The 14,034-nt window shown below is 67.7% G+C and carries 15 protein-coding genes; 8 read left to right on the top strand and 7 right to left on the bottom strand.

Translation table 11 applies throughout. From position 1 onward, the window contains the following. The first annotated feature begins 28 nt into the window (after positions 1 to 28). The gene (locus AB0I12_RS38695) at positions 29 to 802 is read left to right on the top strand and encodes a TetR/AcrR family transcriptional regulator (RefSeq protein ID WP_359940134.1); all 774 of its coding nucleotides are present in this window, start codon (positions 29 to 31) and stop codon (positions 800 to 802) included. Here the strand turns inward: AB0I12_RS38695 and AB0I12_RS38690 are convergent. The 3 genes from AB0I12_RS38690 to AB0I12_RS38680 all read right to left on the bottom strand — a co-directional run bounded on the left by AB0I12_RS38690 (position 788) and on the right by AB0I12_RS38680 (position 2,971). After that, a complete protein-coding gene (locus tag AB0I12_RS38690) occupies positions 788 to 1,390 on the bottom strand; it encodes an FMN reductase (RefSeq protein WP_359940131.1) in 603 nt (200 codons plus the stop codon). The genes AB0I12_RS38695 and AB0I12_RS38690 overlap by 15 nt on opposite strands. Further along, the gene (locus AB0I12_RS38685; protein ID WP_359940128.1) at positions 1,387 to 2,499 is read right to left on the bottom strand and encodes an LLM class flavin-dependent oxidoreductase; all 1,113 of its coding nucleotides are present in this window, start codon (positions 2,497 to 2,499) and stop codon (positions 1,387 to 1,389) included. Before AB0I12_RS38685 ends, AB0I12_RS38690 begins: the two co-directional genes overlap by 4 nt. Before the next feature lie 136 nt (positions 2,500 to 2,635). After that, positions 2,636 to 2,971, bottom strand: coding sequence for a tetratricopeptide repeat protein (locus tag AB0I12_RS38680; RefSeq protein WP_359940126.1), 336 nt, complete (start codon positions 2,969 to 2,971; stop codon positions 2,636 to 2,638). 294 nt (positions 2,972 to 3,265) lie between these two features. On the opposite strand from AB0I12_RS38680, the gene AB0I12_RS38675 reads away from it, so the two are divergent. Together AB0I12_RS38675 and AB0I12_RS38670 are read left to right on the top strand one after the other, a co-directional pair. Beyond that, positions 3,266 to 3,799 (top strand): DUF4365 domain-containing protein, encoded by a 534-nt coding sequence (locus tag AB0I12_RS38675; RefSeq protein WP_359940124.1) that lies wholly within the window; start codon positions 3,266 to 3,268, stop codon positions 3,797 to 3,799. 11 nt (positions 3,800 to 3,810) lie between these two features. Further along, positions 3,811 to 4,956, top strand: coding sequence for a hypothetical protein (locus AB0I12_RS38670; protein ID WP_359940122.1), 1,146 nt, complete (start codon positions 3,811 to 3,813; stop codon positions 4,954 to 4,956). A gap of 53 nt (positions 4,957 to 5,009) precedes the next feature. On the opposite strand, the gene AB0I12_RS38665 is transcribed toward AB0I12_RS38670, so the two are convergent. Further along, entirely contained in the window at positions 5,010 to 5,885 is an 876-nt protein-coding gene (locus tag AB0I12_RS38665) for an aldo/keto reductase (protein ID WP_359940120.1), read from the bottom strand. A gap of 154 nt (positions 5,886 to 6,039) precedes the next feature. On the opposite strand from AB0I12_RS38665, the gene AB0I12_RS38660 reads away from it, so the two are divergent. Together AB0I12_RS38660 and AB0I12_RS38655 are read left to right on the top strand one after the other, a co-directional pair. Next, complete coding sequence (locus AB0I12_RS38660; RefSeq protein WP_359940118.1) at positions 6,040 to 7,548, top strand: alkaline phosphatase D family protein; 1,509 nt, start codon at positions 6,040 to 6,042, stop codon at positions 7,546 to 7,548. Continuing rightward, positions 7,548 to 8,357, top strand: coding sequence for a polysaccharide lyase family protein (locus AB0I12_RS38655; protein ID WP_359940116.1), 810 nt, complete (start codon positions 7,548 to 7,550; stop codon positions 8,355 to 8,357). The genes AB0I12_RS38660 and AB0I12_RS38655 overlap by 1 nt, the downstream gene beginning before the upstream one ends. A 3-nt stretch (positions 8,358 to 8,360) precedes the next feature. Here the strand turns inward: AB0I12_RS38655 and AB0I12_RS38650 are convergent, their stop codons facing one another. Further along, a complete protein-coding gene (locus AB0I12_RS38650) occupies positions 8,361 to 9,941 on the bottom strand; it encodes an alkaline phosphatase D family protein (protein WP_359940113.1) in 1,581 nt (526 codons plus the stop codon). Positions 9,942 to 10,098: 157 nt separating this feature from the next. On the opposite strand from AB0I12_RS38650, the gene AB0I12_RS38645 reads away from it, so the two are divergent. The 3 genes from AB0I12_RS38645 to AB0I12_RS38635 are packed head-to-tail and all read left to right on the top strand — an operon-like array spanning position 10,099 to position 11,664. Next, positions 10,099 to 10,329 (top strand): hypothetical protein, encoded by a 231-nt coding sequence (locus AB0I12_RS38645; RefSeq protein WP_355693036.1) that lies wholly within the window; start codon positions 10,099 to 10,101, stop codon positions 10,327 to 10,329. Then, positions 10,326 to 11,150: a Fic family protein gene (locus AB0I12_RS38640; RefSeq protein WP_359940110.1), complete on the top strand. Its 825-nt coding sequence runs from the start codon at positions 10,326 to 10,328 to the stop codon at positions 11,148 to 11,150. Before AB0I12_RS38645 ends, AB0I12_RS38640 begins: the two co-directional genes overlap by 4 nt. Positions 11,151 to 11,181: 31 nt before the next feature. Then, complete coding sequence (locus AB0I12_RS38635) at positions 11,182 to 11,664, top strand: GNAT family N-acetyltransferase (RefSeq protein ID WP_359940107.1); 483 nt, start codon at positions 11,182 to 11,184, stop codon at positions 11,662 to 11,664. A 170-nt stretch (positions 11,665 to 11,834) separates the two neighbouring features. Here AB0I12_RS38635 and AB0I12_RS38630 read toward each other — a convergent pair whose 3' ends face one another. Together AB0I12_RS38630 and AB0I12_RS38625 are read right to left on the bottom strand one after the other, a co-directional pair. Then, positions 11,835 to 12,899 carry a hypothetical protein gene (locus tag AB0I12_RS38630; protein WP_359940105.1) on the bottom strand — a complete coding sequence of 355 codons (1,065 nt, stop codon included), beginning with the start codon at positions 12,897 to 12,899 and terminating at the stop codon, positions 11,835 to 11,837. Further along, positions 12,899 to 13,969, bottom strand: coding sequence for a hypothetical protein (locus tag AB0I12_RS38625; RefSeq protein WP_359940103.1), 1,071 nt, complete (start codon positions 13,967 to 13,969; stop codon positions 12,899 to 12,901). The genes AB0I12_RS38630 and AB0I12_RS38625 overlap by 1 nt, the downstream gene beginning before the upstream one ends. Positions 13,970 to 14,034: the final 65 nt, after the last annotated feature.

Raw genomic sequence — 14,034 nt, 5'->3', positions numbered from 1 at the left:
AACGATGAGCGCTGGAGAAAGGGTCCGAGTGGCGGGTAGGAAGGCGGCGGCACCCGATCCGGCGCGCAGCCTGGCGCTGCTCTGGGGAAGTCACACCAAGGCCGGCCGCTCGGGCCTGACGGTGCGCGCGATCGTCGGCGCGGCGATCGCGCTGGCGGACGAGGCCGGGCTCGAGGCGCTGTCGATGCGGATGGTTGCCGACCGGCTGAAGGTCGGCACGATGTCGCTCTACACGCACGTCCCGGGCAAGGGCGAGCTGACCGACCTGATGTTCGACCAGGTGTACGGCGACCTGTACGCCGACGCGGACGAGCCGGCCCGGCAACCGGGCGGCTGGCGCGGTGCGCTCGAGTTCATCGCCCGGCGCAACTGGGACGTGCTGACCGCGCACCCGTGGATCCACGAGGTGCCGACGATGCGGACGGCGCTCGGGCCGAACATCACCCGGAAGTACGACACCGAGCTGCGTCCCCTGGACGGCCTCGGCCTGACCGACGTCGAGATGGACTCGGCGCTGACCCTCGTCCTCACCCACGTCCAGGGCACCGCGCGGGCGGGCGCCGAACAGCTGCGCACCCAGCGCGACTCCGGCCTGTCGGACGAGGAGTGGTGGCGTCAGATCTCTCCGACGCTCACCACGGTCATGTCCGGCACGCACTTCCCGGTCGCGGGGCGCGTCGGCACCTCGGTCGGCGAGCACTTCCAGTCGGTCATCGACCCGGCTCACGCGCTCAGCTTCGGGCTGAGCACGATCCTCGACGGTCTGGCCCAGCTGATCGAGTCGCGGTCAGCTGTTCAGTAGGTCCTCGAACGGAGTCGGGTTCTCGAAGGGGTCGGCCTGGGTGGGCGTCTCGTTGTGCAGAGCCGCGACCAGTTCGGTGGCGGCCTGCGTGATCCGCGCGCGGAGGCCGACGGCGTTCGGGCCCCAGTCGGTGGAGGCGGCGTACACAGCGGTCGGGACCGGCAGCGCCTTCAGGTAGGCGAACAAGGGCCGCAGGGCGAACTCCAGGACCAGCGAGTGCCGCTCGGTGCCGCCGGTCGCGGCCAGCAGGACGGGCTTGCCGGCCAGGGCCTTGTCGTCGAGCACGTCGAAGAACATCTTGAACAGACCGGAGTACGACGCGCTGAAGGTCGGGCTGACGACGATCAGGGCGTCGGCGGCGGCGACCGTGTCCAGGACCTCGCGCAGCGACGCCGACGGGAAGCCGGTGAGCAGGTTGTCGGTCAGGGCGTGGGCGTGGTCGCGGACCTCGATCAGCTCGATCCGCGAGCCGATGCCGCGTCCGGACAGCTCGTCCCGCACGGCGGCCGCCAGTTGGTCGGCGAGCAGCCGGGACGACGACGGTGTCGTCAGCCCGGCCGTCACGACGGCGATGACCTTGTCCTTCATCGGGTCGGCTCCTCGATCGTCTCCAGTTCGCGCGCACGCTCCGCCGCCGCCTTCAAGGAGGCATGCGTCGGCGCGTCCGGTACATGGGCCGGCTTCAACGCCGCGAACTCCTTCCGCAGCACCGGAATCACCTCTTCACCGAGGATGTCGAGCTGCTCCAGCACGGTCTTGAGCGGCAACCCGGCGTGGTCGATCAGGAACAACTGCCGCTGGTAGTCGCCGACCTGCTCGCGGAACGACAGCGTCCGCTCGATCACCTCTTGCGGGCTCCCGACCGTCAGCGGCGTCTCCCGGCTGAAGTCCTCCAGCGACGGTCCGTGCCCGTACACCGGCGCGTTGTCGAAGTACGGCCGGAACTCGCGGACCGCGTCCTGCGAGTTCTTCCGCATGAAGACCTGACCACCGAGACCGACGATCGCCTGGTCCGCGGCGCCGTGCCCGTAGTGCTCGAAGCGCTGCCGGTACAGCTGGATCATCCGCTGCGTGTGCGACATCGGCCAGAAGATGTTGTTGTGGAAGAAGCCATCGCCGTAGTACGCCGCCTGCTCGGCGATCTCGGGCGACCGGATCGACCCGTGCCAGACGAACGGCGGTACGTCGTCGAGCGGCCGCGGGGTGGACGTGAAACCCTGCAGCGGCGTGCGGAACTTGCCCTCCCAGTCGACGACGTCCTCGCGCCAGAGACGGCGCAGCAGGGCGTAGTTCTCGACGGCGAGCGCGATGCCGTTGCGGATGTCCTGACCGAACCACGGGTACACCGGACCGGTGTTGCCGCGCCCCATCATCAGGTCCACCCGGCCGTCGGCCAGGTGCTGCAGCATCGCGTAGTCCTCGGCGATCTTCACCGGGTCGTTGGTCGTGATCAGGGTCGTCGAGGTGGACAGGATGATCTTCGACGTCTGCGCCGCGACGAACCCGAGCTGGGTCGTCGGCGACGACGGCACGAACGGCGGGTTGTGGTGCTCACCCTGGGCGAACACGTCCAGACCGACCTCTTCGGCCTTCTTCGCGATCCGGACCATCGACTTGATCCGCTCGCCCTCGCTGACCGTGGTCCCGGTCGTCGGGTCCTCGGTCACGTCCCCGACGCTGAACACGCCGAACTGCATCCGTCCTCCTCGGGTAGGTAGTTCACTATTAAACTACTAACACCCACCAGAACACCAATCCTCGCCCGGGCATTCCGTCCTGGATACGCCGAAGGCCCGCGATCCGGACGGGATCGCGGGCCTTCGGGTGTCTCGGTCAGACGGTATGCGATTTCAGCAGCTCGTCGTCGCCGGTCAGCGCGGCGGCGATCCGGCGGTGCTTGCCCGCCTCGTCGCGGCGGGACTGCCGCTCGAGGGTGCGGGCCAGCATCAGGTGGGCGTAGTACTCGGTCGGCTCGCGGTCGATGACCTCGAGGAGGTGTTCCTCGGCCGGCTTCAGCAGGGCCGCGTGGTAGTACGCCCGGGCCAGCAGCAGTCGCGTCCCGACGTCGTCGGGCGTCTCGTCGACCACCGGCTTCAGCGCCCGGATCGCACCGCGGTAGTCCCGCTCCTCGAAGTACTGCTGTGCCAGTCCGTAGCTCAGTGCGCGCATGTCTTCCACGGGCCTGGCAACGCTTCTTGCTCGTAAGGTATTCCGCAATCGTGGACTCGTTGAGGTGATGGCTGAGACTGCTCGGATGCCCTCCAGCGCGGCGCGATCATCCATCGCGATCGTCCAGTTGCAGCGCTTCCAAGTCCGCCGCTTCATCGTCAGGTCAGCACTTTCGAAGACGCCCAGACGCTGAGTGTCGGAGGGTAGCTCCGGCCAAGGAAGCTGACGGTTGATTACAAAAGGTGATCGCTGGCATCCTTACTGAACGTCTACCGCCAAAGACACGGAGTGCCGATGTCGCAGTCTGACAAGAGTCTCGACGGGCATCACTCTCGCCTGCAAGGCAACTACGGAGAGGCGTACGTCCGCGTGATGGCAGCGTCAGTCGGTCTTCGCGTTTCCAAGGAGGAGCCCGAGCCTGAGGGGATCGACCTGCTCATCGCTCGAGTTCAGCCCGATCAGCGCCGCTCACGGGTTCGCGCGGAATTTCAGGTCAAAACGACGCGAACACCCGTCTGGCATGACGGGGTGATCAGGTACTCCCTCCGCCGCAATGATTACCTTGCGCTCACCGGGGTGCTCGGCGTTCACCTCGATATTCCGCGATATTTGGTACTTGTGATCGTGCCTGCCGACATGTCGGCATGGGCGGTGCCTGGTGCCGAGTGCCTTTCGCTCCATCGCCAGGCGTTCTGGGTCGACCTGATGGGGCCGTCGATCATCGAGGACAACCAGCAGAGTCTTACGGTGTCGGTACCCTCGACTAATCTGCTGACACCGGACATGCTCCTAGCTCTCGTCAGCGACCGCACGGAGGGGGTTGCGTGATGGATGTACACGTGACCGATGCGGACGCGTTGATGGCTCGCCCTATTGACAGTTGGCAGACCTACCTGACCGCGGCGGGTTGGTCGCCGGCGGTCAGGGCGCCCGGCGGCACCGAGTGGGTCCAGGACGAAGCCCCTGAGGCCATCTGGCTGCCTCGAAGCGCTGAGATGCGGGGCTACGCGAGTCGCGTAGCTGAGCTACTTCGAGTCCTCGCGGATCATGAGGGTAGGTCGGAGAGCGAGATTCTGTTCGACGTCACACACAGCTCGTATGACGTTCAGCGACTTCGATTGCGTCCAGACGGCGATCCCGGAACTGTTGGCCTGATCGACGGCAGCGATTCACTGGTCGGTATCAAGAAATGGATTCTCAGCGGCGCTATTGCGACGTCTCTCGGCGAGCATCAGTTGGTGCTCCCAAGTCGTTGGTCCGGCACCGTCGGCGCCTTCATGAACGAGTCGAAGCTCGCAACGCCATCCGAAGGCAGCTTCATCTGGAACGTCATCACACCTGTCGGTCGGCAAGGACAGACTGCCCTTCCCTTCGACCCTGATGCCCCGAACGTAGACTTCGGGCGAAGCGTGACGATGACGCTCTATGAAGCGACATCGGCGGTAAAGGACGCAGCTGTTTCAGTCGTGCAGGACGACCAGTCTGTTTCGGAAGCATTCGGAGCTCGATTGCGCCGCGGAGTCAGTGCGAATCTCTGCGAGGGACTCATTGAGACGGCGTCGGATTCCCGCGTTTCTTACAGCGTCGACTTCACCTGGGCTGCCACGCATCCGGGTCCGACCACGAAACGCATTACCTTCGAACCACCGGAGATCGAGGTGCTCACGGATGCCGCGCGCGACTTTCGCGGACGCGCCCCGCGGGAAGATGTCACCATCCAGGGGACGGTCGTGCGGTTGGTGCGAGAAAGTCGCCTTCGACCAGGAGAGGTAACGATCGCGGGTGTCATGGCCGAAGACTGGGAGGAGCAGTTCGGGCACTTCTGGGCCGAGCTTTCCGATGATGACTATGCGGCCGCCGTCCGTGCGCACGAGCAGCGAGCTGTGGTCCTGGCAACGGGAGATGTTGTGCGTGTTGGAAACCGCAGACGGTTGCTCAATCTTCGCCAGTTCGTTGTGCAGTCTGCGCCCGATGCTGACGACTGACACCCCATCGCGTCATGGTCGGCTGCCGGAGCAACGCAATGAGGTGCGGCCGTCTACACCAGATTGAGGGCAGCTATCTGATCGGAGGTGAGGGTGAGATCGATCGCGGCGTACGAGTCGCGGATGGTCTCGGGACGACTGGAGCCCGGGATCGGGATCACGTACGGCGACTTCGCGAGCATCCACGCCAGTGTCAGGCGCTGCGGTGAGATGCCGAGCTCCGCAGCCAGTTCGTGGAAGGCGGGGTGCTTGCTCCCGAGATCGCCCGCCTGCGAGATGCCGCCGAGCGGCGACCAGGGCAGGAATGCGATCTCGAGTTCATCGCACAGTTCGAGTTCGGGCTCGCTGGACCGGAACGCGGGCGAGAACTGGTTCTGCACCGACACCAGCCGGCCGCCGAGGATCTCGTTGGCCTGCTTGATCTGGGCGGGGTTCGCGTTCGAGATGCCCGCCATCCGGATCTTGCCGGCGTCGAGCAGGTCGCGGACGGCGCCGATCGAGTCCTCGTACGGCGTCTTCGGGTCCGGCCGGTGGAACTGGTACAGCCCGATCGCCTCGACGCCGAGCCGCTTCAGCGACGCCTCGGCGGCCTCCGCGATGTGCTTCGGCGAGCCGTCGAGGGTCCAGCTGCCGTCGCCGGGCCGCAGGTGGCCGCCCTTGGTCGCGACCAGCACGTCCGAGGTGTCGCCGCCGTACGTCGACAGCGCCTTGGCGATCAGGCTCTCGTTGTGGCCGACGTCGGTCGCGGTGAGGTGGTACGCGTCGGCGGTGTCGATCAGCGTGATGCCGGCGTCGAGGGCGGCGTGGATGGTCGCGATCGACCGGTCCTCGTCGGGCCGGCCCTCGATCGACATCGGCATCCCGCCGAGCCCGATCGCGGACACCTCGACGTCACCGATCCGGCGGGTCTTGTTCGTGTCAGCTGCCATACGTCCAACCTCCCGCGCGCGGACTGCGAAATCCAACAGGGATCTCCGCACGGATTCAGCACTCCGAGTGGTCAATGCCGAGTCAAGGGCTTACAAAACGTAGAGAAGTTACGTAAGAATATGGCGGAACTCACCTCAGGAACGGAGCCCGCCCGTGCCGTCCCGTCGTACCTTCCTCCAGCTCACCGGCCTCAGCGCGGCCTCGGTCACGCTCGGCATCTCCGCCCCGGCGACCGCCGACGCGACGCCGGCCCGCCCGATCCCCGACGGCGCGTTCGCCCTCGGGGTCGCGTCCGGCGACCCGCGCCCGGACGGTTTCGTCCTCTGGACCCGCCTCGCCCCGACCCCGCTCGCCACCGACGGCCACGGCGGCATGCCCGCCGTCGACGTGCCGGTGCAGTACGAGGTGGCCGAGGACAGCGGCTTCCGGAACGTCGTACGGCGCGGGCTCGCGATCGCCTCGCCGGAACTCGCGCACGCCGTCCATCCGCAGGTGGCCGGGCTCCGGCCGGGACGCGAGTACTTCTACCGCTTCCGCGTCGGCACGCAGCTGAGCCCGGTCGGCCGGACCAAGACCCTGCCGACGTACGGCGACCACTTCACCTTCGCGACCGCGTCCTGCCAGGCCTGGTACCACGGGTACTTCGCCGCGCATCGCGACATCGCCCGCCGTGCTCCCGACGCGGTGTTCTTCCTCGGCGACTACATCTACGAGTACGGAATCGTTGCCGGTGACAACCTCTGGCGCGCGGGTGTCGCGGTCGAGCCGGAGCACGGCGTCGAGATCGAGACGCTCGAGCAGTACCGGCTGCGCTACAGCCTCTTCAAGACCGACCCCGATCTCCAGGCCGCGCATGCGGTCGCGCCATGGTTCATGGTCTGGGACGACCACGAGGTGCAGAACAACTACGGCGCGGCCAACTCGTTGTACGGCGTACCGCCCGAGCTCTTCGTCCACCGCCGCGCCGTCGCGTACCGCGCGTACTACGAGAACGCCCCGCTCGCCCTCGACAGCCTTCCGCAGGGGCCGGACAGCCGCGTCTACCGCCGGTACGACATCGGCTCGCTGGCCAGGGTGCACCTGCTCGACACCCGCCAGTACCGCGACCCGCTGCCTGTCGACGAAGCCGACCGCGTCTCCGAGCAGCGCACCATCATGGGCGCCGAGCAGGAGGCCTGGCTGTACGACGGCCTGCGCAGTTCGCGCGCGTCCTGGAACATCGTCGCGGGCGGCGTCGTCCTCACCGCCGTCACCGACGACCGCACCGAACAGTGGGACGGCTATCCCGCCAACCGGCGTCGCGTGCTCGAGGCGATGGCCGGCGCCGGGACGTCGGTGATGCTCACCGGCGACATCCACCGCCATGTCGCGTCGGAGCTCCAGCTCGACGAGCGCACCGTCGGCGTCGAACTGGTGTGCTCGTCGGTCGGTTCGAACGGCGACGGCACCGACACCGATACCTACGCGAAGGACTGGCTGCAGCACCCGAACATCAAGCTCTACAACGCTCGTCGCGGCTACGTGCACAGCACGATGACCCGCACCGAGCTGACCACCGAGTTCGTGAACTTCCCGTACATCCAGGCCGACGCCAACGCTCAGCCGAACATCCTCGCCCGCTTCCGCACGCCCGTCGCCGATCCTCGCCTGGAGGCCTTCTAATGCGTCGTCCACCAGCAATCACCGGTCTGCACGGCAGCGGCGGCATCCGGATCGTGACGCTCGACTGGAAGCCCGTGTCGTGGGCGACCGTCGTCGATCACTACGCCGTGTACGCCGACGGCGCCCTGATCGGCAAGACCGTGTACCCGCACTTCGTCCATCGCGGCCTCGGCTTCACCGGCGTCACCAGGTCCTACTCCGTCGTCACGGTCGATGCCGCAGGCAACCGATCCGCGGAGTCCGCGGCCGCCGCCGTCGCCAACCTGACATCAGTGACGATCTCCGGTACGCCGGTGGCGACCGTCGGCACGTTCGACGGCAAGGGCTCCGAGCTCGCCCTCTCGCCGAAGGGCTACGCCCAGTACCCGACCCGCTTCCCGGCCGACGTCGACTACACGTTCGGTACGTCGACCCCGGCGGCGGACTGGTCGTACCTGCTGCCGGGGCCCGCCGACAAGTGGGCCGGCTCGAAGAACCACCGCGCGACGTTCCGCTTCGACCTGCCCGCCGTACCTGAGCAGGATCTCGATCTCGCGCTCTGGCTGATCGACAGCCACGCCAGCTTGGCTGCATCGGCGCTGCTGACGGTCAACGGGTTCGAGGTCGGTCGGCTCGCCTTCGCGAACGGCGCGACGAAGGGCTCGACGATTGCCGACAGCACCTATCCCGGCTCGCCGCTGAAGCCGTCGTACCTCGAGCAGCCGTTGCCGCGGACGCTCTTCCGCCCAGGCGCCAACGTCCTCGAACTCTTCAAGGACGTCGGCTCCTGGATCGCGTACGACGCTCTCGGCCTCTTCGCCCGGAGCTGAGGATCAGCCGGCGTGGACGTGCGGGTGCCGGTCCTCGACGACGTACGTCGCGCGGGTGCTGATCGGGGCGCCCGGCGTGTTGACGTACGGCACGACGCGGAAGTCGTTGCGCCACTGGTGCTGGTCGACCGTGACCCGTGAGTACCCGCGCTGGGAGTTGAAGAACTTCAGGTGCGGGTTCGCGGCCAGGAACTGCTGTCCCTGGTCGGTGGTGTCGGCGCCGTTGCCGCCGCTGGTGATCGACGTACCGACGAACTCGGTGCCGACCGTGGCCGAGTCCGGGTCCGCGAAGTCGCGCTTCAGCTCGAGCGCGTAGTTCTGGTGCCGGTCGCCGGTGATCACCACCAGGTTGCGGACGCCGCTGTCCTGCGCGGCCGCGAGCACCTTGTTGCGCTCGGCAACGTACCCGTCCCACGGGTCCAGCCAGACGTGCGTCTCCGGGCCGGGTGTCCAGTCGGTCTGGCCCATCGGGGCCTGGTTGCCGAGGATCTGCCAGCGCGCGTGCGAGGTCCGGAACCCGTTCAGCAGCCACTCGCGCTGCTTGCCGCCGAGCATCGTGTTGTCCGGGTCGAACCGGTCGTCGCAGGTCGCCGAGTCGCCGTCGCCGCACGGCTGGTCGCTGCGGTACTGGCGGGTGTCGAGGATCGTGAAGTCCGCGAGCCGGCCGTACGGCAGCCGCCGGTGGTACCGGATGTCCGGCCCGGACGGCATCTGCTCGTGCCGCACCGGCATGTTCTCGTACAGGGCCTGGAACGCCTGCGCCCGGCGTGCGCGGAAGACCGCGGGGTCCTGGTCCGGCTCGGTGTCGATCTGGGAGATGTCGCCGGCCCAGTTGTTCTCCACCTCGTGGTCGTCGAACGTGTGGATCCACGGGTGCGCCGCGTGCGCGGCCTGCAGCGGGGCCTCGGTCTTGTACAGCGAGTACTGCAGCCGGTACCGCGCCAGGTCGAACGTCTCGGTGTGGAACCGCGGATCGGTGGTGACGCCGCGCTTGTTGGTCTTCACCCCGGACTCGTACAGGTAGTCGCCGAGGTGGACAACGAGGTCGAGGTCCTCCTGGGCCATGTGGTCGTACGCCGTGAAGTATCCGTCCTGCCATGCGTTGCAGGACGCGAACGCGAACCGCAGCTCCCGCGGCTGCGCGAACGGGTGTGGCGTGGTGCGGGTCCGGCCGATCGGCGACACCTCGGCGCCGGTGCGGAAACGGTAGTAGTACACGTGGTCCGGCTGCAGGCCCTGGACCTCCGGGTGGACCGAGTGGCCGAGCTCGGGGGTCGCGACGACGCTGCCGCGCCGGACGACGTGCCGGAAGTTCTCGTCCCGGGCGACCTCGTACTCGACGCGGACCGGCTTCGCGGGCATGCCGCCCTTCCCGTCGACGGCGTACGGGTCGGTGGCGAGCCGGGTCCACAGCACCACGCTGTTCCACTGCGGGTCGCCCGACGCGACACCGAGCGTGAACGGGTTGCCGGTGCCGGACGGGGCGGCGTACGTCGTCGAGGCGGTCCAGGCCCCGGTGCCGAGCAGTACGGCGGCGGAGCCCGCACCCCCGTACCCGAGGAAGCGACGGCGGGACACGGACATGGTTCCTCCAGATGCTGGGCGGTCGAAGCGGTGCCAGTGTTCTGGCGGAGAATGGCGGGGAGGTTAACGTGATCGTCCGGGAACTTAACGACAAGCGACGGTATGAATCCGGTCTTCGCTAGGCTGGCCCGAATTGTTAGCTACCGGGGAGTTACCAATGGCCTACGAACCTTGCCGTTACGCGCAGCGCTGGCCGGAGCTGTTCGAAGCGCTCGACGACGACCAGAAGCAGCGTGTCAGCGACGCGCTGTCGAACAACCGGCTCGAGGGCTGGGAGCCGCAGCGCGACGACGTCGCCGACCTGGTCGACCGCGAAGCAGGCCGCATCGACACCGCCGAGTACATCCGCCGGACCATGGCGAAGGTGACCCGCGGCGGCTCGGCGTGACCCAAGAGGTTTCCGCGCAGCTCTCCGAGGAGGAGCAGTGGAGAGCCGCCGAGAAGGAGCGCTGGAACGCCTACCTGTGGGAGCCCGGCAGCTGCCTGCGGAACAAGCTCGACATCAAGAACCCGATCGAGCTGCGCTTCACCGAATACGCGCTGCGGGCCAACCGGCAGGGTGAGATCGACCGCGGTGAGGCCGACATCCCCCGCACCTACGACAAGGCGCACATCCAGGCGATCCATCGGCACCTGCTCCAGGACGTGTACGACTGGGCCGGCGAGTTCCGGAACGTCCAGATCCAGAAGCAGGGCAACGAGTTCGTTCCGCCGGGGCGGCTGGACGCGTGGACCGACAAGGTGAGCGCGAAGGTGCAGGACAAGGACTGGTCGACGATGTCGCGCGAGGAGTTCGTGCAGAGCATTTCCGAGGTCTACGCCTACCAGAACCTGACGCACCCGTTCCGCGAGGGCAACGGAGCCGCCGCCAAGGTGTTCGCCCAGCACGTGTCCGAGATGTCGCCGTACCGCCTGGACTTCGACAAGGTCGAGCGCGACGAGTGGAACGCCGCGGCCGATGCGTCATACCCGAAGGACCTGGAGAAGAGTACGGACCCGGACCCGCGGGCGCTGTACGCCGTCTTCGACAAGATGACCGTCGAACGCGGCGCCGTGGTCCGCGCCGACCCGGAACTGGCGGCGGCGTTGCAGCTGCAGAGCTCGACGTACGCCGGCGCGGACGCCCAGCACACGACCGGCAGGGGCGAGCGTCCCGACACCCACGGCGTCGACCGGGTCGCCGAGCAGGAAACCGAACGCGAAGACTGAGCCCGGGCGCCGCCGGTGCAGGATAGGCGGTATGCAGACCGACGAACGCATCCGCCGTGCCCGGCCGGACGACGTACCGGCGATCGTGGAGCTCGTGTACTCCCTCGCGGAGTACGAACGCGCCCGCCACGAGTGCCACCTGACCGCCGACCAGCTGCACACCGCACTCTTCGGCGCCACGCCCGCCGTGTTCTGCCACGTCGCCGAACACGAGGGCGAGGTCGTCGGCTGCGCGATCTGGTTCCTCAGCTTCTCCACCTGGCGCGGCGTCCACGGCATCTACCTCGAAGACCTCTTCGTCCGCCCCGAAACCCGCGGCACCGGCCTCGGCAAGGCCCTCCTCACCACCCTCGCCCAGGAATGCGTCCGCAACAACTACGAACGCCTCGAATGGTCCGTCCTCAACTGGAACACCCCCGCCATCGACTTCTACAAGTCCCTCGGCGCCACCCCCCAAGACGAATGGACCGTCTACCGCCTGACCGACGAGGCCCTCACCAGCCTGGGTTCGTGAAGGCAAGCAATCCCACGCGACGCCACGCCCGACTCCTCCGTCGCCGCGCCACGCCCCGCCCCACCCACCCGAACCGTTCACTCTGCACTACAGCGGCCGCATCCGCCGGGATACCTGCGCCGCGCCACGTCGTCGCTGCTCATCGTCGACCGGCCAGATCGGGCGCTCGTTCACAGGAACTGTTCCCGTAGTTCGCCGAGTAGCCGGCTCTTGTCCGCGAAGGGCCCGGTCGCCAGCCAGACCGTTCCCACCGCGGCTGTGAATGCGTCCTCGTCGAAGGTGGCTGTGACGGCGGTCGACGCGTTCTCGAAGGGGTCGCGCTCGTCGAACCAACCGTGCGTACGGTCGAGGAGGATAGTCACACCTTGCTGCGTTCCCGGTTCGACCGGACGGCGCGGCCCGTTGAGGGTCTCGAACCAGTCGGCACCCTGGTCCAGCCGATCCAGCATGCCCACGACGCGCACATGTCCGCCGTACCCGGCCTCCTCGCAGGCGCGTCGCGCTGCCCACCGAGCGATCGCGCGCAAGGTCTGCGGTTCGGCCTGCTCGAGCTCGTCCACCAAGGCCCGGTCCAGGACAGACAGTTCCCGGGCGTAGCGGGCTCGCTCCATCCGATCAGTCGGTAACGCCCCTCCCCACGCCACAGCCTGCTCGGCGAGCCGCTGTGCCTCGGCTTGCCGTTCCCTCTCCCGCTTCCGCTCGGCGAACTGCTCCGGCGTCGGCTGCTCGCGGGCGAACTTGTGCCAGTACGCTGCCTTCCGGCTGGTCCCCTTCACCACCCGATCGGGCGCGACCCGCGCCGGCCAGAACTGCAGCAGGTACCGATCGACCAGCGGCTCGCCATTCATCGGCGGCCCGGCCTGGTGACCTGCGTCCATACCCCAAGCGGAGTATCGGACCCGATAGTCCACACCCGGCTCGAGCTCCAACCGCCATGGGCCGCCGCCTCCACCCCAGGTGACCAGCGCGGCGTCGCCGATCGGCCGGTAGGCCGCCTCGACGACGTCTTCCGCGCTGTACTCGACCGACGGCATCGTCTCGTGCACCTCGACCGTGAAGCCCACTTCACCTGTGTGCAATCCGGTGATCAGGAACAACTTCCCCGGCACCGCCGCGCCGCACAACCCGTTCCGTTGCCCCGCGAAACACTCCCCGAGGTCCGACGAGTCCGGCGCACTCTCGACATAGATCTGAGCGTACGAAACCCAAGCGGCCCCGCTCATCATCGTGCGCATCAGACCGCCTGGCCGAGGTCCGGGAAGGACTGGCGGAGTTCGCTGATGAGTTGGTGCCCGTCGCCGACTGCATCGATGGCGAGCAGCAGGGTGTCGATCGCCGCATCCAGCGGTTCGTCGAACGTCTTGTCGATCACCGTGAGGGCCTGCAGCGGCGCGCTGAGGTTGTGCGGCCAGGCGCCGCCGACGGTCGAGACGAGCATCGGGCCGTCGGTATCGAACGTGCCGGGCGGTGGACCGGTCAGCTCGCGCGGACCGCCACCCGCGTCCATCTCGTCCAGCCTGGTTGCGATCCAATCGATCCGATCCAGACCCGTCGCGACACAGCCCCGGCGCGCAGCCCAGCGGGCGATCTTCAGCAGCGTGTCGGGGCCGGCCTGATCCAGATCGTCGAGCAGCGGCCGGTCGTACTGCACCAGGAGAACCGACATGTAGCTGTCTTGGATTCGTTCACTCGGGATGCTCCCGCCCCACGACGCCACCTTCGCGGCCTGTCGTTCCTCCGCCTCACGCTGTTCCCTCGCCCGCCGCATCTCGGCGCGCTGCTCAGGCGTCGGCGGTGGCGGTGTCTTTCGTGCAACGCCATGCCAGTACGCCGCGGTCCGGCTGCTCTGCTTGATCACTTCGTCCGGCGCGGACGGCGCCCGCCAGAACTGCAGGACGTACCGGTCGATCTCCGGCTCGTCCTCTTCAGGCGGACCCGCGTCGTGGCCGGCGTCCATTCCCCATCCGCAGTACCGCACGCGGTAGTCCACCTGTTCCAGTTCCAACGGCCAGTACCCGCTGTCCCATCCGCGCAGGACTACGCCCCCGGCAGGACGGAAGGACGCCTCGACGACCTCTTCCCACGTCTCGTCGACGGTCGGTGCCTCGTCGTACAACTCGACACCGAACCCGACCCGCCCGGTATGCATCCCGGTGACCAGGAAGAGCGCGCCGGCAACCGCGGCCCCGCACAGCCCGTTCCGCTGACCGCCGAAGCTCTCCGGCACCTCCGGCGACCGTTCACCGCTCTCGACGTAGATCTGCCCGTAGTCGACTCTCGCAGGCCCAGTCATCAATGTGCGCATGGCTCAATCCCCCCAGGATCGTTTTGTGCGGACTCCTTTCAACCACACTTCCGCAATCCACGCCA

The organism is Kribbella sp. NPDC050459 (assembly GCF_040655315.1).
Taxonomy (GTDB): Bacteria; Actinomycetota; Actinomycetes; order Propionibacteriales; family Kribbellaceae; genus Kribbella.
This window is presented reverse-complemented; position numbering and strand designations above follow the sequence as displayed.